This window comes from Bradyrhizobium sp. USDA 4501, assembly GCF_054062115.1.
This window is the reverse complement of sequence record NZ_JBSSEX010000001.1, coordinates 6649111-6667577: the sequence shown is the minus strand read 5'-3', so window position 1 is coordinate 6667577 and position 18467 is coordinate 6649111. Positions and strand designations below refer to the sequence as shown.

15 protein-coding genes are annotated in these 18467 nt (G+C 65.8%); all 15 read right to left on the bottom strand.

Translation table 11 applies throughout. The features are described from left to right. Positions 1-118: 118 nt before the first annotated feature. From ACVWZM_RS30680 to ACVWZM_RS30610, 15 genes are read right to left on the bottom strand one after another with little or no spacing between them, the layout of a single operon-like run. Positions 119-2221, bottom strand: coding sequence for an adenylate/guanylate cyclase domain-containing protein (locus tag ACVWZM_RS30680; RefSeq protein WP_076823766.1), 2103 nt, complete (start codon positions 2219-2221; stop codon positions 119-121). 21 nt (positions 2222-2242) lie between these two features. Further along, positions 2243-3268 (bottom strand): SphA family protein, encoded by a 1026-nt coding sequence (locus ACVWZM_RS30675; RefSeq protein WP_141339636.1) that lies wholly within the window; start codon positions 3266-3268, stop codon positions 2243-2245. Between the two features lie 49 nt (positions 3269-3317). Further along, positions 3318-4337 carry a DUF1254 domain-containing protein gene (locus ACVWZM_RS30670; RefSeq protein WP_143270681.1) on the bottom strand — a complete coding sequence of 340 codons (1020 nt, stop codon included), beginning with the start codon at positions 4335-4337 and terminating at the stop codon, positions 3318-3320. Beyond that, on the bottom strand, positions 4334-5797 hold the full coding sequence (locus ACVWZM_RS30665) for a DUF1254 domain-containing protein (RefSeq protein ID WP_076823761.1): 1464 nt from the start codon (positions 5795-5797) through the stop codon (positions 4334-4336). Before ACVWZM_RS30665 ends, ACVWZM_RS30670 begins: the two co-directional genes overlap by 4 nt. A 41-nt stretch (positions 5798-5838) precedes the next feature. Then, entirely contained in the window at positions 5839-7272 is a 1434-nt protein-coding gene (locus ACVWZM_RS30660) for a DUF1254 domain-containing protein (RefSeq protein ID WP_456855506.1), read from the bottom strand. A gap of 15 nt (positions 7273-7287) precedes the next feature. Beyond that, positions 7288-8229: an HlyD family secretion protein gene (locus ACVWZM_RS30655; protein WP_253589457.1), complete on the bottom strand. Its 942-nt coding sequence runs from the start codon at positions 8227-8229 to the stop codon at positions 7288-7290. Next, positions 8229-8471 carry a DUF3302 domain-containing protein gene (locus ACVWZM_RS30650; protein ID WP_057021056.1) on the bottom strand — a complete coding sequence of 81 codons (243 nt, stop codon included), beginning with the start codon at positions 8469-8471 and terminating at the stop codon, positions 8229-8231. Before ACVWZM_RS30650 ends, ACVWZM_RS30655 begins: the two co-directional genes overlap by 1 nt. Continuing rightward, the gene (locus ACVWZM_RS30645) at positions 8468-9526 is read right to left on the bottom strand and encodes an HAD family hydrolase (RefSeq protein ID WP_076823754.1); all 1059 of its coding nucleotides are present in this window, start codon (positions 9524-9526) and stop codon (positions 8468-8470) included. Before ACVWZM_RS30645 ends, ACVWZM_RS30650 begins: the two co-directional genes overlap by 4 nt. Next, the gene (locus tag ACVWZM_RS30640) at positions 9523-10917 is read right to left on the bottom strand and encodes a BatD family protein (RefSeq protein ID WP_076823752.1); all 1395 of its coding nucleotides are present in this window, start codon (positions 10915-10917) and stop codon (positions 9523-9525) included. The genes ACVWZM_RS30645 and ACVWZM_RS30640 overlap by 4 nt, the downstream gene beginning before the upstream one ends. Next, positions 10914-12434, bottom strand: coding sequence for a VWA domain-containing protein (locus tag ACVWZM_RS30635; protein ID WP_253589455.1), 1521 nt, complete (start codon positions 12432-12434; stop codon positions 10914-10916). Before ACVWZM_RS30635 ends, ACVWZM_RS30640 begins: the two co-directional genes overlap by 4 nt. Then, positions 12427-13425, bottom strand: coding sequence for a vWA domain-containing protein (locus ACVWZM_RS30630; protein ID WP_076823747.1), 999 nt, complete (start codon positions 13423-13425; stop codon positions 12427-12429). The genes ACVWZM_RS30635 and ACVWZM_RS30630 overlap by 8 nt, the downstream gene beginning before the upstream one ends. Beyond that, positions 13418-13909, bottom strand: a complete 492-nt coding sequence (locus tag ACVWZM_RS30625; RefSeq protein WP_076823744.1) for a DUF4381 domain-containing protein — start codon at positions 13907-13909, stop codon at positions 13418-13420. The genes ACVWZM_RS30630 and ACVWZM_RS30625 overlap by 8 nt, the downstream gene beginning before the upstream one ends. Next, on the bottom strand, positions 13902-14888 hold the full coding sequence (locus ACVWZM_RS30620; protein WP_057021076.1) for a DUF58 domain-containing protein: 987 nt from the start codon (positions 14886-14888) through the stop codon (positions 13902-13904). The genes ACVWZM_RS30625 and ACVWZM_RS30620 overlap by 8 nt, the downstream gene beginning before the upstream one ends. 7 nt (positions 14889-14895) lie before the next feature. Continuing rightward, positions 14896-15930: an AAA family ATPase gene (locus ACVWZM_RS30615; RefSeq protein ID WP_244558639.1), complete on the bottom strand. Its 1035-nt coding sequence runs from the start codon at positions 15928-15930 to the stop codon at positions 14896-14898. A gap of 4 nt (positions 15931-15934) precedes the next feature. Then, the gene (locus tag ACVWZM_RS30610; RefSeq protein ID WP_301322470.1) at positions 15935-18343 is read right to left on the bottom strand and encodes a fused MFS/spermidine synthase; all 2409 of its coding nucleotides are present in this window, start codon (positions 18341-18343) and stop codon (positions 15935-15937) included. Positions 18344-18467 lie beyond the last annotated feature (124 nt).

Sequence of the window (18467 nt, the reverse complement as noted above, 5' to 3'; positions counted from 1 at the left end):
TACGCGCCCCTGTTGCGGGGGCGGCCGAAACGATCGCATCGGCGATCGCGCAATCTCGATCGACGACCGAAGCGGCCCTGGAAGATCGAGGGTCGGATCTAATTCCTCTCCCTGCATCTCAGGGCACCGGTAGATCAAACAACGGTTGCTGAACCGCGTTGCGCAGCCGTTCGGCATGGTACTGCGCGACACAATCCCAGGGGTACTCGACCAGGAAATCGGCAATGCGCAGCGCCGCCGCGGCGGGCTCCGCGTACCGGATCGAACTGTAGACGGCTTCCCAGCGCGCGCAGAACGTCAGCTCCGAATCGCCGCGTTCGCCGCACAGCTCGTAGACCGTGATCGCGTCGGCAAAGCCCTTCGGCCGGATCTGGTCGACGCTGCGGAACGCGAATCTGTGTTCGGCACGCGCCTTCACGGCTGCACTCACCAGGACCTGCGTGCCGTAGTTCTTGTTGAGGCCTTCGAGACGCGAGGCCAGATTGATGGTGGCGCCGAGCGCGGTGTAGCTCATGCGGGCGGCGGAGCCGACATTGCCGACCACGGCATCGCCGAGATGCAGGCCGAACCGCGTGCCATAGGCCGGCCAGCCTTCGCTGCGGAAAGCCCGGTTGAGCTCGGCATTGCGGTGAACGCAGTCCAGCACGGCCTCGCAGGCATGAACGACGTGATCGGGATCCTCGTCCGGCGCGTTCCACAGTGCCATCACGGCGTCGCCGATGAACTTGTCGATGGTGCCATGGTGTTTCATGATCGCCTCCGACATCGCGGCGAAATAACGCGAGGTGAAGATCATGACTTGCGAGGGGTCCGCCTTCTCGGTCTTCGCGGTGAAGTCGGCGACGTCAGTGAAGAGAACCGTGACCTCGCGCCTGATACCGCCGAGCTGCAGCGAGGCTCCGGACTGCATCAGCTGACGGACGATCGGCTGAGGAATGAAGCTTGAGAAGTTGCGTACGACGGTGCGCATCGTAAACACCGAGCGGCCCAGTTCATCGATCTCGTCGATGGCCGATTGCATCCGCGGCCGGTCGGCGAGCTGAAAGCGCTGGATCTCGTCGGTCTGCCGCGCCAGCTCACGCAGCGACCGGGCGAGCAGCGAGCCGAGCCAGAACGCGAAAGGGAGCATCGCGATCACAAAGCCGAGCGCGATGGCGAACAGCGCGCGCCGCTCCGAGATGATCTTGGCGAAAAACTCGTCGAGCGGGGCGACCACCGCGAGGTGGATGTTGGCCGCACCGGCCGTCTCGATGCGGTGAAAGGCCGCGACAAGGGTCCGTCCGTCGGCGTCGGTGAAGAACTGCTGGGCGAGCCCGTCGCTGCGCCAGGACTGGATCGCCGCGGACAGGCCGGGAAGCTTGAGGACGTCGATCCGGGGCAGTGCGTCGCTGCGTTCCGTCATCAGCTCGCGCATCTCGGGATGGCCGACGATGCGGTCGGCGTCGTTGAACAGGAAGGCCAGCCCGGATTTTCCGAGCTTTTGCCGGCTCAGCATCTCCTCGAGGCGATTGAGCAGCAGGTCGGCGGCCACCACCCCGCGGCGGCCCTCCCTGAGCGGCGTGCGCAGCGTGTAGCCGGGCTCCCCGGTCGCGTAGAACACATAAGGCCCGGTGAGCAGCGTCTTGCGATCCTTTAAGGCATCGACATACCAGGGACGCCGCCGCGGGTCGTAGCTATGCGGCCCCGCCACCTCGGCGACCTTGGTCAGGTTTTCGGACAGGAACAGCGTCACCGGCGCCGCGGCGGCCGCGCCGGAGCGGGCAATGACGACGACGCGGTAGACGGCGTCGGCGGCGACATTCAGCGCCGTGCGGAATTGCGGCTTGGCGCGATCGATGACGTCCATCTCAAGAAAGGAGCCGTCTTCGTACCCGACATAGAGGTTGAAGATCTGCGGATTGTTGCGCAGCATCGAGGCCAGCAGGGCGTAGAGCCTGACATTGTCGGCGACGTCGGCCTCCTGGATGGCCGGAATTCCTGCCAGGATCTCGAGGTTGTCGCGCACATTCTTGAACTGCGCGTCGATGCGATCGGCGCCGATTTGCCCCACCTTGTCGATGAAGGTGCTCGCGGCCATCTGCGTGATCGACGAGACCCGCCTGAAACTGAGATAGACCAGCGTCAGTCCGACCACCAGCACCGCGGCGATGACCACCGTGATGATCGAGGTGCGGAAGCCGATACGAACCGGCCCCCGGCCGGTCTCGCGCGCATCACTCATCGAGCTCGTCGTTCGCCTCCGCTAATATTTGCGCACGATCGGCTTCGTCGGTGTAGTAGCCGGCGCGGCCGGCGAGAGCTGGAACGTCACCCACGCCGTCCACCCTTCCGGCCGGTTCTCTGCGGCGAAATCCTTGTAGCCACGAAGGTTCAGATAGCCCTGATAGCCGTCGGCCACCGGAAAGATGAATCCGACCTGCGGGCCGATGCCCGCGACGCGTCCCTTGAAATCACCGAGCTTCGCGCCGGCACCGCTGTCGCCGGTGAGTTGCTGGAAATAGTAGCCGGCGACACCGACATGCACATTCTTGGCGACGAACTTCGAAAGTCCCCAGTCGACGTGGAAGTCGATGCCGTTCTGGTACTGCAGATCCTTGTTCATTCCATTGTAGGTGACGCCCGCCAGCACCGAGAACTCCTGGCCGGATTCAGGATTGAGATAGGTATAGGCGCCGCCGACATCGATCGCAGTGAATCCGAAGCTGAGATTGGCGAGGCGACTGCTGTCATAGGTCCCGCTCGGGATGTTGCCGAAGATGTAGACCATCTCGTTGTTGACACCCTGATTCCATTTCAGCGTGCCCTGGTAGAAGACATCGGAGACCGTGTTGCGGTTGTCGGTTGCGACGCCCGAGACCGTATTGCCCCGCGGCCCCGTCAGTGTCGCGTCGACACCGACGCCGACATTTCCCGGCGCGGCAAGGAAGGTTACGGCGGCCTGGCCCCCGAGCACGGACTGAGCCCAGGTGTAGGTAAATCCTTCCACGAGAACGTCTGCATGCGCGTTGAGACCAGCGACGACCGATCCGGGCACCCGGTTGCCGATCACGAAATTCTTGCCCGCGTTGGCGCTTTGGTCGAGGTGAATGTAGATCGTCTCATACGCCCAGCCGGGCATGGCCGGTGCGGCGGTCAGGCTTGCGAACGCGCCGGGCAGCCAGAAGCTGACCCCGCCGGAATCGGCCAACGCCGCGCGCGGCGCTGCCGACAGTGCGAGTGCGCCAGCTATGCCCAGTGCGGCGCACCTGTGATTCTTGACCATCCTCATCCTGATCTCCCCACTTCGTTCAGGCCATCGTAGCGGATTCGCGCGCGCTTCAGTTGACCGCCTGCGCCTCCGGGAACTTCCATTTGCCGTTCAGGATTTCCGCCCGCGGCCGGTAGAGCCGGACCGTGTAATTCCAGCCCTTCATGGTCGGCAGGCAGTTCGGGATCTTGCCGTCGCAGCCGCCGAATTGGACCGCGACGGAGCCGTCGGGGCCCTTCGCGCCGGTGATATTGTTCAGCGTGTAGGCGTCGTAGGAATTCTTCTCGAAATATCCCTTGGCGTTGTAGACGCTGATCGACCAGAAGCCGTCGACCGGGACGTCGCGGACGGTCAGCTTGTAGACCGTCGTGCCATCATTCTTCGTAGGCGTGATGCTCAGATAGGTGGCGTCCTTGTCGGGATTGCCGCCCCAGCCGGCGGCCGTGCCGATCAGATGCCTGACAGGATCGACGTGCCCCTTGGGTCCGAAAGCATGCGCAAAGCCTCCGGTGTAATCATTGAGCGCAAGCAGCGCTTCGCGAATGGCTTTCTGGCTGGCGGGGTCCCAGTTCGGAAGTTCGAGCTTGCCGGTGCCTTTCTGGCTAACCTTGATGGCATCCTGCAGCGCGTGGACCTGTTCGAGATCCTTCGGATCGTTTGGATTGACGAGCGTCCGAATTCCGACCACCGCGTAGCGCGTGCCGACGTTGTCGCGCGTCAGCGTGCGCTTGCCGGCACCGTAATAGACCGCGGGCACATAATGATCCTCGCTGATCACCTGCAGTGCCATATAGCGCTTGCCAGGGTCCGGCATCGTGATCGTCACCGGCCCGGCGTCGAGGTCGAACACCCCTGATGTATAGAGCGTATCGCGGTTGAGCCGGATGACGGTCTGGTTGTCGATGCTGGCCGGCTCGCGGCGATGGTTGAGCTTTCCGAGGCCGACCCCCTTGGCGAGATTGCCCAGATAGAGATCGGACTCGGCGCGGGCAAAATTGTCGACCGTGACAGGTACCGGCGATTGCGCGAGCGATGCACTTTGGCCCACGAGGCAAAGGACACCACCAAAGAGGAAATTCCGCAGCATCATTTCATGCTCCCGACCGTGGCAGCCTTCACCTCGGTGAAGTCGCCCGGCTTCCAGCTCTTGTCGAAGGCCGCTGCTTCCGGCCCATAGATGCGAATATAGGCGAACCAACCCTTGCCGGGTTGTGTCTTGATCCAGTGCGCCTCGTGGCCTGTGGGCGCGTCAGGGCCGAAATAGAGCTGCGCCGGTGCGCTGCCCTTGATGTCCTTCAGCTCGAACATCGAGCGCAGCGCGCCACGATCCTGATCGGTCTGCACCTGCGATCGCGTCGCCGTGTCATAGACGGTGACCGACCAGAACAGTTTGCCGGGCACCGGCTGCGGCAACGACAATGTGTAGTTCTTGCCGCCGTCGAGGAAGGCGCCGGTAGCGTCGCGCACGCTCATCCAGTAGAGCGAGCCAGCGCCGGCGGTCCGGCGGAACATCGCCGGCGAGGTGACGATCGCCTGCGCGAACCAGCGGTCGCGCGCCTCGAGATCCATGCCGGCCGGCGTCTCGAATTGCGCGCTGCCCGGCGTCAGGCCGACCCACTCCCATTTGCGATCCGGCCAGTTGATACGATCGGGCCGTGCGCTGTCGAAGGCCGACACCAGCATCTGGTCGCGCCCAGCCTTGGCCGCACGCGCGAGGATGTCGGTCATGCGCGCGTCGGGCGCGAACGGCTTGCCCTTCTCGATGCCAAGTTCGGACAGCAGCCCATACATCGGCAGGAACGACGGAACGATCGGCTCCTCGTCGACAATCCGCTTGAGCACCTGCCAGAACTGACCGTTGTCTTCCCAGCGCAACGAGGAGCTGTCCAGCTTCTCCTTGGTCGTATCGACGACTGCGAGATTGCGGTTGCTGCCGAGCGGATGGACTTTTAGCGCACGCAACGCATCCATCGCCTTGTTGACGTCGCCGCCCACCGGCAGCGCACGGATCGCCAGCAGGTTCTTGTAGGATTTCGAGCGCGCCACGTGATAGCCGGCCGGCACCGCACCCTTGTAGTCCGGCGCCAGCACAAGATGCTTGCCGCCCTTGCCGGCATCGGGCCCGGGCAACCCCATATCAAGCACCCAGCCCTGGTTGTGGTCGTTGACGAGGCCGATATAAGGTCCGGGCGGAATCTCGATGACGACCGGCCCCTTGCTCACGTCGATCACGCCGGAGCCATAGGGCGTATCAGAGTTCAGCGTGAAACCGACCTGACGAGGGCCCGCGGCGGCGATGCCGATCTTCTCGCCGTCCTTGATGCCGACCTCACGGTTGCCGTTGAAGATGCCTTCGACCGACACGGTCGGATACCAGAACCGATAGGCGGTGATCGCCCGCTGGAAGTCGGCGTCATCGCGTGCGCGCCTGGTCGTATCCGCCGTCGGATAGCCGCGCTCGAACGCGTAAGGCGCTTGGGTTTGCGCCGACGCCGGGATAACGCAAACGAGCCCAATGGCGGCGGTGGCGCGCAAGAGACGGACCTTCATCACGCAACTCCCTGTTGTACCGATAACTGATTTCCGGCGCTTCATTTCGTTGAACCGCCTGTTGTGATGGCGATCCGCTCGACGTCGGGCAGCTTCCACACCTTGTCGAAAAATTCCTTCTTTGGCGCGTAGAAGCGCGCCATCAGTTCGAACTTGCGCGCGGGGTCGGTCGGCAGCCAGTTCGTCTCCTGTCCGGCCGGAGCCGCCGGCCCGATATAGATGTCGACTGAGCCATCCGGGTTCTTCTTCAGGTCGGGGATTTGCGAGGACCGGCTGGCCCGAGCGACGTTCTTGATCAACGCATGGGTCGCGCGATCGTAGGCGGTCACCGACCAGTATTGTGCGACCGGAACATTGGCCGGAACGTTGAGGCGATAGGTCTTGCTGCCGTCGAAGGCATCGCCCGCCTTGTCGCGGATCGAGATCGCATAGAACTGACCGGCGCCCAGGCGCTTGATGCCGATATAGGCGTAGCTGTAAGCGAGAGCGCGGCTGTCGGTCGGGTATGCGTTCGGATCGGCGAACCCGTCGGAGTAGGCCTTGACGACGTCCGGCGGCGCCGGGAACGTCCAGCGGCTGGTCTCGGAGAAGAACGGCGGCAGGCCGGCGTCGTATTTCGCCGCCAACCAGGCACCCGCCTCCTTCGCCGCCGAAGCAAGCACCGTCTTCATCGCCTCGGACGGAGCGAACGGCCTTCCCTTCTCGATGCCGATCGACTTGAGGCTATCGATCATCACCCGATCCCGGTCGATCCACGGCTCGTCCTGTATGATCCGATTCAGGTGCTCGAAGAAAGCCGCGTCGTAGCGAATGGTGGAATCGAAATCGGTGTCCTTCACGTCGCTGAACACCGTCGCCGGCGGGCTGGCCGCCTGCGCCAGGGAATAGACCTTCATGCGCTTGCCGTAGGCGATCGCGGCCTGGACGTCGGCATCGCCGTGGCTCTTGAGGTTGGAGCGCAGAAGCATGTAGCCGCCGAACGTGTCGGACTGCAGCGCGATGTAGCCGTCGGGCTTCGGGCCGTTGTAACCCGGCGGCAGAATCAGGAACTTGCCGCCGGCACCCTTGTCGACGCCGAGCAGGCCGGCATCCTCGAGCGGCATCTGCCAGACCGTGACGATATTGCCGTTGAACGATCCGTTCGTATCGTTAGGCGGGAGATCGAGCACGATCGGACCATTCCGCGTGTCGAAGAACGTCATGAAGTACAGCGCGTCCGGATTCGGCGTCAGCGTCTGGTTGTGCCAATCAAGCGGACGCCCCCAATAGATCACCTGCCCCACCTTGCCCGGCGTCCTGGTCAGCATCTCCTGCCGCATCAGGTCGGTGTTGACCGCGGGAATGCCCCAGATCACGGCCTCGACAGCGCGGCGTTCGATCAGGCGGCGATTCAGATCATCGCTGGACGGCGTTTGGGCATATGCCAATACGGTCGCCATCATCAGCGCAAGTCCTCCGGCGATCAATGGCTTCATGACAATCTCCATCACTCAAAACGGATTCACATAATTGACGATCGCGAGCTGCCGCAGGATCACGCGGCGCACGACGTGGGTCGGCTTCAGATGGTCGGTGTAGATCGCCGCCGTTCCGGTCGAGCCGGCCGGCAGACGGTTGGCGAACGCGGCATCATCGAGCTTGACGCGCACGACGAACGGCACCGCCTCGATCGCCTTCGGCGCAACGGCGGTGCCCGAAGTCGTGGCCTGGCCGGTCGCGACCGCCTGCAGCACGCTTTCGACCTTGCCCGTGTAGATCTGCCCGGGCGCAAACTTGAAGGTGACCTCGACCTCCTGCCCGGGCGCAACGTAGCGCGCATCGATCTGATTGATCTCGACGCCGATGATTGTGTTCGAGGTGTCGATGAACGCCATCACCGGCGACAGCGGCAGGTTCGCGACCCGCGCGCCCTTGCGCAGCGCGAGGTTGGTGACGTAGCCGTCGGCCGGCGCGCGGACCACCGTCTTGTCGCTGTTCCACTGCGCGGCCTCGAGCTGGCCACTGAGCTGATCGACCTCGGACTGCCGCTGCTCGACGTCGAAGCCGCGCCCGGCGTCGCGTTCGTAAAGCGTCGTCATCTGCGCAAGCCGCGTCTTCGACAGCTTGAGCTGCGCCGTGATCGCCTTGACCTGCGCGTCATAGGGCGTCGGATCGATCTTGAAGAGGACGTCGCCGGCCTTCAGCGGCACGTTGGCGACGACGGGCACCTCGGTCACCTCGCCCGCGACGTCAGGCACGATCGACACTGCGTTGCGCACGACCAGCGCCGAGCCCTGCGGCGCGCCCCAGCCCATCGGCACCAGCAGGCCGAACAGCAGCAACACCAGCACGATGAAGGGAGACGCCTTCCAGAACAGGTTGAAGCGCACGATCTTGAAATGCACCAAGAGGAACAGCAGCACCAGATAGACGTTGAAGATCGCGACACCCATCACGCATCTCCCGCCCGGCGCGGCGCCGGCACATCGACATAGGCCCAGATGAACGCGATCGGCCACAGCGCAAAGCCGCAGATCAAGGTGATCCAGCCGGCGACCATCACGGCCTGCGCATAGGGGTGATTGCGCGATTTCGCGATGTGCCCGGGCAGCCAGCCGGCGATGCAGAACACGCCGATCGCGCTCGCGACCAGGATGACGAGCACGATCCAGGCGAAGATGTCGTAGCCGCTCATGGCTTCGCCTCCGTCGCGGCGCCGGCCGCGGTCAGGGGCGGAAAGACCTCCTTCCAGTCCTGCTTCATGTCGACCACGGTCCAGCCACCCGCGCTGGCGGCATCCAGCGCCTTGTCGAGCTTGCCGATCCTGGATTGCCGGTCGTAGGCATATTCACGAACCGCATCCGTGTGGTGCACGATGCCGGCGAAGCGCGCGCCCGACCCCGCCACGGTCCATTGCAGCATTTGCAGGTCGCCATCCGAGTTGCCGAACGCAAAGATCGGGCGGCGGCCGATGAACCGGTTGATGCCGACCGGCTTGCCCGGGCCGTCATCGATGAACTCGACCTTGGCTTCTTTCATCAGCACGGGCTTGCCGTCGGCGCCGATCTGGAATTTCACCACGCCGGACGAGCCGACCACCTGCTCCGGCGGGATGCCGTAGACCCGCTCCATCCACGGCCGCATGAATTCGACGCCGCCGCCGGATACGACAAAGGTCTTGAAGCCGTTGGCCCTGAGATAGGCCAGCAGCTCCAGCATCGGCTGGTAGACCAGGCTGTCATACGGCCGGTTGAAGCGCGGATGCCTGGCGGTCGCGAGCCAGTCGCGCACCGAGCTTGCGAACGCATCGGTGGTCATGCCGGCATGCGTCGCCATCACGATCTGCAGGAGGCCCTTCTCGCCGCTCGCGGCCAGCGCCTTGCTGTCCTTCTCGATAAGCGCCTTGAAGGGTTGCCGCGTCTTCCAGTCCGGATGCTCCGGCGCCATTGCCTTGACGCGGTCGAACGCGAAGGCGAGCTGGAAGTAGAACGGCTGCTCGGTCCACAGCGTGCCGTCATTGTCGAACGTCGCGATCCGCTCAGCCGGCGGCACGAAGTCTCGCCCGCCCTGTGTCGTGACGCGCGCGACGAAATCGACGATCGCCGATTTCGCCGCGCCGTCTTTCCAGGACGGTAAGGGATCGACCTGGCTCAGCGCGCGCGCCGGCGCCAGCGCGCTGAGCGGCAGGGCGATCAACGCGATCAGCAGCAATCTCTTCGAGACGGCAAAGGCACCAACATCGCGGCTCATCTCGCAGGCCTCCTCTGCCGGTTGAGCGACAGCACACGATCGTCAACCGGATTGAGTTGTCCCGGCGCCCTGTGCCTTGCGGCGCGCGCCGTCTCGTGTCGTATGCTGCGCCGGGCACCGCCGATGTGGCGCAGCAGCCGGTGCGGTGACCAGCGCACCGCGCCGGCAGACGGCGCGAACAGCTCGCGCTCGACCGCGCCGATCTCGTCATCGAGCGCGGCATCATGGGCGACGGCCTTGAACGCCTCGACCGTATGCTGCGGCGCGACCGGCTCGAACCGCTGCAGCCAGTCGAGCAGCGCGAAGTAGACCGCCTTGGCATCGCCACGGCGCGCGGCGCGCCGCAGCTCGCTGAAGGCGAACGCTTCCGAGCGGAGATAGGCCTCGCGACGCCGGCGAAGACGCGCCGCGATCGCCCGCACCATCCGCGGCATCAGCCAGCCGAGCCCGGCAAGCGCCAGGAGCACGAGCGCGATCGACAGCCAGTGGTCGGCGACGACATCGCGCAGCGCGCCCCATGACCGGCGCGGGCCGGAGGTGCCGACGGAGGACGCAGCGCCGGCTGCGGGGTTCGCCTCCACGTGCAGCGTCACCGGGTCGAGATGCGCCACATCGATGCTTTGCGCGCCGGTGTTCCACCAGCGCAGGTCGATCGGCGGCAGCACATAGTCGCCGGCCTTCTCGAGCATGTAGACGCCGCTGTCGGTGCGCGCCGAGGACAGCACATCGGTGCGCCCGTCGGTCTTGTCCTGGAGCGACGGCTGCGCAGGATAGAGCTTGAGTCCGTCGAACGCGGTGAACTTCACCGGCGGCAGCAGCATCGCGGGAATGCCTTCGGCCTTGACGGTGACGGTCCGCGTCACGGCGTCCCCGGTCTTGAGCTGATCCGACGAACGGTTGACGGTCTGCTCGATCGACAGATTGCGCGCGGCCAGGAACGGCTGCAGGGCGGAGGCCGCGTCCGGGATGAAGGCCTCAAATGCGATCGGCGGCAGCGCGAGTGTGGCCTCGCGCGTCGCCGGCGGCTCGGCGGCGTATTTGATGGTAATCGCCTGGCCGGCGATCGCGTAGCTGCCCGGCTCCTGCGGATGGATGGCGAATTCGAACCGGACGCCGGCATAGGTGAGGCCGTCCCGCTGCTCGTTTTCATTGATGCTCCGCAACTGACGGGTCACGGCATTGCGGACCTGGAAGTCGGGCAGCTCGGGTGGCGCCGTCATGTAGTTCGGCGCCAGCACGTCGATCCGCAGCGTGGCCGCCTGCCCCACCACGACGCGCGGCGGATCGATCGTCACCCGCAGGATCGGCTCCGGCGCGGTTTGCTGGGCGAGCGCCGCGCAGGGTATCAGCAGTCCGATCATCAGGGCTACGGCGGCGAGCGGGTGCCTCATGGCTTCGTCCCCGCCGGCCGCGTCGCGTCCTGGATCGCAAATTTCAGCTTGAGGAAGTCAGCCGGCGTGGTCTGGACCTGACGCATCCAGGCTTCGGCGGCGCCGGCCGTGGTGAGATCCGTCGGCTTCACCTCGATCCGCTTGCCGCCCTTCTGGGTCGGGTCGACCCGCATCTCGTCGGCCTTCTCGTCCGGCGGCGCACTGTCGTCCTGCTCCTGCTTCTTCCGCTTCTCCTCTTTCGCCTTCAGCGCCGCCACCACGATGGCACGGTTGGTCTTCGCGGCGACATGGCCGGGCGCGACCTTCAGAACCTCGTCATAGGCGGCGATCGCCTTCTCATAGGCGTGGTTCTGCGCCTGGGCGTTAGCCAGCGCAAAGCGTCCCTCGAGCGTCTCGACATGCGCGAATTCCTGCGCAGCCGTCAGGAAGTCGAACGCCCGATAGGCGGCGATGCCGCGCCACATCGGATCGGAGAAGCGCTTGGCCGCGGTCGTATAGTCGCCGCGATCGAAGGCGATGCGTCCTTGCTGATCCGGCGTCAACCACAGGTCGGCAAAACGGCGCGACTCCTCCGCCCTCGCGGACGACACGTGCGACAGACAGACGAAGGCGACAACCCAGGCCACCGTCGTGCCGCGCCGGAACCAGAGCAGGCTGAGCAGTGCAATCGGCAGCAGCAGCCAAAAGCCCTCATCGCGCCATTGCGTACCGAACGCGTCACCCTGCGCGGCCTGATAGCGGGTTTCGATCCGGCGCTCGAGCGCCGCGATGTCGGCGTCGTCGATGCTGACCTGGACGACGTCCGAACCGAGCCCGAACCTTTCGCCCTTGTTCGGCGTGACGCTCAGCTTGACCAGGCCGTTCCGTCCGGCAGCCTGACGAACCGCTCCCTCCTCGTCACCGCCGTCGTCGGCGACAAGCAGGATCGTGCCGGGCACTGTTTCGGTCGCGAGCGCCTCCGCGGCGAGCGCCACCGCCGCGACCGCGTTCTTCCCGGGCGACGGCATCAGGCCCGGGGCAAGCGCGGCGAGGAAGGGTTCGATGACGGCGCGATCGTCGGTCAGCGGCATCACCAGATGCGCGGTGCCCGCATAGGCGATCAGCCCCGTGCGCGCGCCGGCGCGCGCCGCAAGCAGATCCCTGATCTTCTGCTTGGCGCGTTCGAGCCGCGTCGGCGCGACGTCGCTCTGCCCCATCGTTGCGTCGAGCGACAGCGCGATCATCAGCGGCGCCTTGTCCTCGACGAAGGGCGGCAGCTCACGCCGCCAGGTCGGGCCCGACAACGCGACGATGCCAAGCGACAGCGCGGCGGCGACCAGATAAAGCGGGCTGACGCCACGCCCCGTCCCCGGCTGCACGATGAGATGGTTGAGCAGATGCGGCGCGATCACCCCGCCCCATTGCGCCTGCGGGCTCTGCCGCCACCGCACCCATGCGAAGACGGCAGCAACGGGAATCAGCGCGAGCAGCCACAGCGGCCGCAGCAGATGGAAGGGAATCGCGGCCGCGTCATGCATGGCCGATCGCTCCCCTTCGTCCCAGCCCGCTTTCCAGCGACAGGCCGAGCCACAGCAGCAGCGACAGCACCACGGCGGCGCCGAGCGGCCACTGGAACAGCGGCTGCTTCGGCCGCCATGACAGCGTATCGAGCTTGGCCGGCGCGAGACGGTCGATGTCCGCGTAGATCGCCTGCAACTGCGCACCGTCCTCGGCACGGTAGAAATGGCCGCCGGTCGTGGCGGCGACCGACCGCAGGACGCCGAGATCGACGCGGTTCTCGCCGGTCGCGGCCGGATCGCCGACGCCGATCGTGTCGATCACGACGCCGTTCTGGTGCGCGATGTCGGCGGCATGCTCCGGAGGGACGCGGCTCGCCGTGTCGTTGCCATCCGTGAGCAGGACGAGAAGCTTCTCGCGCGCCTTGCTGGCCTCGAAGGTCTTGATCGCAAGCCCGATGGTGTCGCCGATCGCAGTCTGCTGTCCGGCCATGCCGACCTCGGTCTGCGCCAACAGCGCGGTCGCGGTCTGCAGATCCTGCGTGAACGGTACTTGCACATAGGGCCTGGTGCCGAACAGCACCAGCGCGACGCGGTCGCCGTGCCGATGCGCGATGAAATCCGCGACCACGCGCTTGACGCCGTCGAGCCGCGTCAACGTCGCGCCATCGCTGCCGCGGAAGTCGCGCTGGTCCATCGAGCCGGAGATATCGATCGCGAGCATCAGATCGCGCGCCGAAACCTCGCGCGTGACGGGATCACCGACCCATTGCGGCCGCGCCAGCGCCGCGACGACGAGCGCCCAGATCAATACGGCCGTCACCATCTGGATGCGCCGCCGTTGCAGCACGACGGCGCCGCGCTGCGGGGTCTGTCCGGTTGCCGCCGCAAGGCGGTCGAAGAACGGCACCATCACCGAGGCCTGCCGCGCGCGATACGGCGGCAACAGCCACCACACCAGGATCGGCAGCGGCAGGAGCGCGAGCATCCAGGGCCATGTGAACTCAAACATGGTGCCCCCTGATCCAGCGCCGCACCAGATCCTGCAGCGCCGTTAGATCGCCGGCATCCGCCGTCGTCCGCCCGTACGGCGCGGTCGCGACCAGCCGTCCGGCGCCTTGCGAGAATTCGTCCCCGCCATAGCTGCGGTCGAGGAACGCAAGCCAGCCCGCGCCGGCAAGTGGCGCGATGGTTTCGCGCGGAAAGGCATCGAGCGCGGTCTGCCGCACCAGCAGCGCGAGGCTCGCGGCCATTCCCTCCGGGACGCCGCCTTGTGTCTGCAGCAGCCGGTCAAGCTCCGCGAGCGCCGCGCGCCGATAGCGGTTGGCGCGGAAATGTCGCAGCAGGCGCCACGCCGCGACGGCGACCCCTGCGGCAACCAGCACGATCACGATCCGCGACGCCCATGTCGCCGGAAGCAGGCTCACCGACGGGGGCAGCGGGATATCGATCAGGCCCGCGACGGGATCCACAATGACGGGTTGGGGATCAGCCAAGAGCCGCCTCCGCTCGGGCGTGACCGCCACCGCGTCCGTGCCGGGCCGGCAGCCCGCCCAGGAGACGCCGGATTTGCGGCGCCGTTTCCTCGGCTGTGCTCAGCGGCAGCACCGGAATGCCAAGCTCGCGCGTCCACGCGAATACGCCGCGCAGCCGCTCCTGCGACGCCTGCGCGATACTCTTGCGGACGCTCTCGCGACCAACTTCGAGCTGAATCTGCAGCTCGCCATCGGTGACGGTCATCCGGCTCGAGGCCGGCAAATCGCTTTGCAAGGGATCGTGGACCAGCACCGCGACCACGTTGTTATGCCGGGCGATCGCCCCGATCATCCGGCGCGTCGCGCTATCGGCGCCATCGAAATCGCTGATCAGGATCACGGTTGCGTCATGCATCGTCCGCCGCTCGGCATGTTCGAGCGCCCGGTTGAGCATGCCTGACGCCGGAACGATGCCTCGGCCGACGCCGAGCGCCTGGTTCTGCGCGACGATGGTGGACAATATCTGCAACACCGTCGCGCGACTGCGCCGCGCCGCCAGCTCGACGACATCGCTGTCATTGAACACGATCGCGCCAATCCGGTCGCCGACGCCGAGCACACGCCAGGCGCCGATCGCGGCGGTCTCGGCCGCGGTGACCGACTTCATGGCGCGCCGGCTGCCGAAGAACATCGACAGCCGCTGATCGACCACGAGCAGAGCCTGACGGTCGCGCTCCTCGTTGAAGACGCGCACATGCGGCTTCTGCAGCCGCGCCGTGACCTTCCAGTCGATCTCGCGGACATCGTCACCCGGGCGATAGTCCCTGATCTCCTCGAAGTTCAGCCCGCGGCCGCGCATGCGCGAGGCGAACCGGCCCGACAGCAGACTATGCACCGGCTGGCGCGGCAGGAACGAAACCCTGCGATCCCGGAATTCGAGCGCGATCAGATCGTCGAGACCGACGTAGACACCGGGCGTTCTGGCTGATGTCTCCGTCATCACGGCCTCACGCTGCAGCGACAAGCTCGGTGATTTTGTCGATCACCTGGTCGGGGCTGATGCCCTGCGATACGGCCTCGTAGCTCAGGATCAGCCGGTGCCGCAGGCAGTCGTGGATGACGGCGCGGATGTGGTCGGGCGTGACGAAATCCTGCCCGTCGAGCCATGCCCGCGCCCGCGCGCTGCGGTCGATGGCAAGGCTGCCGCGCGGGCTGGCGCCGATCTGGATCCATTTACTCAGGGGTTCGCCGTAGCGGCCGGGAAACCGCGTCGCATAGATCAGGTCGACGATATATTTCTGTGCGAGGTCGGAGACGAAAATGCCATCGAGCTCGCCGCGCGCATCGAGGATCGCCTGCTGCGGCACCGGCGGCGGCTCGGCAGCTCCGGCTTCCGGCTTCCGCGCATTCTCGGCGCGATTGAGCTTGATGATCTCTCCTTCGGTCGCCTCGTCGGGATAGGTGATCACGACATGCATCAGGAAGCGGTCGAGCTGCGCCTCGGGAAGCGGATAGGTGCCCTCCTGCTCGATCGGATTCTCGGTCGCGAGCACCATGAACAGGTCTGGCATCTTGTAGGTCTTGCCGGCAACGGTGACCTGACGTTCTTCCATCGCTTCCAGCAGCGCCGACTGCACCTTGGCCGGCGCGCGGTTGATCTCGTCCGCGAGCACGAGGTTGGCGAAGATCGGCCCCTTCTGGAACTGGAACTGGCCGCCCTTCTCGGTCTGCAGGTAGATCTCCGCGCCGGTCACGTCCGACGGCAGCAGGTCCGGCGTGAACTGCACGCGCGACAGGTCCGCGGCAAGATTCTTCGCCAGCGTCTTCACCGCCCGCGTCTTGGCAAGCCCCGGCAGGCTTTCGATCAGGAGGTTGCCGTTGGCCAGCAACCCGATCAGCATGCTCTCGACCAGATGATCCTGCCCGAGCACCGACTTGCCGATGCGCGCCTTGAGATCGAGCACGGCGTCGCGCGCCGCGGAGTCCTTGGCGGTTCGCCGCGCCGGGGCGGCCGCTAACTGTGTTGCGGCATGGTCTGACATTGCACTACGGCTCCTTGGACCCCGTAAACCACCGGTAATAGGGGTTTCGCCTCGCCGCTTGGCTCAGGCTCGCCATCTCGCGCGCGTAAGCCTGCCTGTTGCCCGCATAGGCGCTGAGGCCGGCACGATAGAACGCATCAAGATCTCGCCTTTCGCTCAGCAGCGAGGCGGTGAATTGCTCGTCCGCTCCCTTGAGCGGCGGTTCGCTACGGTACTGCCAGATGTGCGAAATCGTCCGGCTGAACTCGTCCGGACGAACCCATGTCGCGTATTCGATCCGCGGCCTGTCGTCCGTCACCGCCGGCGCGTCCGCCGCGTAGCGCACGAGCCCGTCGCGGTCGGTGATCCAGGTTGCGATCAGCGCCGCGACCGAGTTGACGCCGACCGCGGAAAGCGCCGCAGACGTCTCGGGCTGATTGAATCTCGCGCTGATGCGCTCCGCATCCAACTGAATCGGACGACGCGACCCGACAAGCAACATTTCATGCAGCTCCGATGTCCACAGAGACGCGTACGGAAACACATCGATGAAGCTGCGAACCAGTGCGCGCGTGTCCTCGTCGTTCTGCGTTGGCAGCGGCAACCACTGCGCGACAATCCCGTCGTCGTTCAGTCGCGACGAAGCCAGACGATAAAAATCGCGAGAATAGAGATTGACGACGCCCACCGCCGATGGCGGCGGTGGCTCCAGCGTGATCAGGTCGTAGGTCTGGCTCTCGCGCTGCAGGAGGCGACGGCCGTCGCCCAAGCGCTTCTCCAATCCCGGGTCGGACGCGGCGTTGAAGGTGCCGTCGAACATCGGAGCCGCACGAAGGACCGCCGGGAGCAGCTCACCCACCACCCTCCTGTCGAGAGCAGGGAATTGCGAGAGAGCACCGGCCGTGATGCCCGTGCCGTAGCCGATCACCAGGGCTGATTTCGGCTCGCCATTGTGAATGATGAGAGGCAGGAGCGCTTGCAGCCGCATGTAGCGCAGCGACGGCATGGCGTCGCCGGAATTGGATACGCCCTGGATATAGAGCCGGCGGAAGCGGCCGGTGTTGACCACCGCAACGGTCCCACCCGGGCTCTCTTCATAGAACATGATTTTTCCCGACCGCGCTGCCGGCAGCAATTGGGCCAATCGGTCGGACGGCGTGGCGACCGCAGCGACGATGCAGGCTGCGCCGACCGCGAATGCCAGTCCAAGACCGGTGCGGCTCGAGCGACCGCCCCAGCAGGCCAAGACACCCAGCAGGCCGGCACCGATTGCGAGCAATGCAAGTGTGTGGACCAGCCCGAGCCAGGGCAGAAGCACGAAGCCGGTGAGAAGCGCGCCGCCCACACCGCCCAGCGTATTGACCGCCACGACGGCACCAACGTCCTGCCCGATATGCGCATCCCGCACCACCAGACGCAGCGCCACCGGAAAGGCCGCCCCGAGCAGCAAGGTCGGCAGGAATACGATGCAGAACGCTGCCACCGCGAAGCGGGCGCACATGCCGGCGAACTGGCTTTCGGTAAGGCGGAGCACGAACGCCTCGGTCGCCGTCTGCGCGACCACGAGCCAATGGCCAAGTGCCGCGATCTCGATCAAAGCCAGGAAACCGGCGGCGGCGATCAGAAGGCCAAAGACACTCCAGGGATCGCGGATCCGGTCGATTACCCGCGCAACGATCGCGGCACCCGCCGCAAGTCCCGCGAGGTACGTCGCAAGCACCACGGAAAACGCGAAACTGCGCGTACTCATGAACTGAACGATGGACTGGGACCAGACAACCTCATAGCCGAGGGCAATTGCGCCGGCGGCGGCATAGAGGGCAACGGCCAAGCCGACCCGGCGCGGTTGATGCGCCGCCGCGCGGCCGGCAGGCTTGATCCTCGCCGACGCCAAGGGAATCCGGCCAAGCACCGTTGCCCCCGCCGCCGCGAGGGCATTGAGGGTCGCCGCCGCGATCGAGGTCCCTTGCACCCCGAACAGCGGAATGAGGACAAACATCGGCAGCAGAGCGCCAAGAATCGCGCCGGCCGTGTTGGCGGCGTATAGCCGGCCGCCGACGCGGCCGGCATCGCCGGAATTCTGCAGCACCGCACGCACAAGGACCGGCAGCGTCCCACCCATCAGAAGCGGGGCGATGCCGACCAGAACGAACACCATGGCCCATGCGAGCAAGCCGCTCGCGCTCTCGATCGCCACGAAGACCGGCGCGATATTCGCCAGGATCAAGGTGGTGGCGACGCCGGTTATGCCGATGCCGATCTCGATCGCGATGTAGAGTTTCGCCGGCTGGCTGGCGCGGTCAGCCCTTCCACCAAAGATCAGGCCGCCCAACGCCAGGCCGGTAAAGAAGGCGCTCACGGCGGTCGTGATGGCGTAGACATCAGCGCCGACCACGAGCGAGAGCTGCTTGATCCAGATCACCTGGTAGATCAGGCCGGCGGCACCCGAGACGAATGCCAGCGCCGCTGCGACAAGCCTCCGGCTCGCGCCGGCGTCCAGATTCTTTCGGTGTGCTCGGGTCGCGGTCGATGCAGACCCTATGCTCGATCGAGCATCC

What these genes read in the sequence shown, in the direction of transcription:
- ACVWZM_RS30645 (WP_076823754.1), bottom strand. Translation starts at nt 9,526, where the DNA reads ATGAGCCGCGATGTTGGTGCCTTTGCCGTCTCGAAGAGATTGCTGCTG.
- ACVWZM_RS30675 (WP_141339636.1), bottom strand. Translation starts at nt 3,268, where the DNA reads ATGAGGATGGTCAAGAATCACAGGTGCGCCGCACTGGGCATAGCTGGC.
- ACVWZM_RS30670 (WP_143270681.1), bottom strand. Translation starts at nt 4,337, where the DNA reads ATGATGCTGCGGAATTTCCTCTTTGGTGGTGTCCTTTGCCTCGTGGGC.
- ACVWZM_RS30635 (WP_253589455.1), bottom strand. Translation starts at nt 12,434, where the DNA reads ATGCATGACGCGGCCGCGATTCCCTTCCATCTGCTGCGGCCGCTGTGG.
- ACVWZM_RS30655 (WP_253589457.1), bottom strand. Translation starts at nt 8,229, where the DNA reads ATGGGTGTCGCGATCTTCAACGTCTATCTGGTGCTGCTGTTCCTCTTG.
- ACVWZM_RS30615 (WP_244558639.1), bottom strand. Translation starts at nt 15,930, where the DNA reads ATGTCAGACCATGCCGCAACACAGTTAGCGGCCGCCCCGGCGCGGCGA.
- ACVWZM_RS30640 (WP_076823752.1), bottom strand. Translation starts at nt 10,917, where the DNA reads ATGAGGCACCCGCTCGCCGCCGTAGCCCTGATGATCGGACTGCTGATA.
- ACVWZM_RS30620 (WP_057021076.1), bottom strand. Translation starts at nt 14,888, where the DNA reads ATGACGGAGACATCAGCCAGAACGCCCGGTGTCTACGTCGGTCTCGAC.
- ACVWZM_RS30680 (WP_076823766.1), bottom strand. Translation starts at nt 2,221, where the DNA reads ATGAGTGATGCGCGCGAGACCGGCCGGGGGCCGGTTCGTATCGGCTTC.
- ACVWZM_RS30665 (WP_076823761.1), bottom strand. Translation starts at nt 5,797, where the DNA reads ATGAAGGTCCGTCTCTTGCGCGCCACCGCCGCCATTGGGCTCGTTTGC.
- ACVWZM_RS30630 (WP_076823747.1), bottom strand. Translation starts at nt 13,425, where the DNA reads ATGTTTGAGTTCACATGGCCCTGGATGCTCGCGCTCCTGCCGCTGCCG.
- ACVWZM_RS30660 (WP_456855506.1), bottom strand. Translation starts at nt 7,272, where the DNA reads ATGAAGCCATTGATCGCCGGAGGACTTGCGCTGATGATGGCGACCGTA.
- ACVWZM_RS30650 (WP_057021056.1), bottom strand. Translation starts at nt 8,471, where the DNA reads ATGAGCGGCTACGACATCTTCGCCTGGATCGTGCTCGTCATCCTGGTC.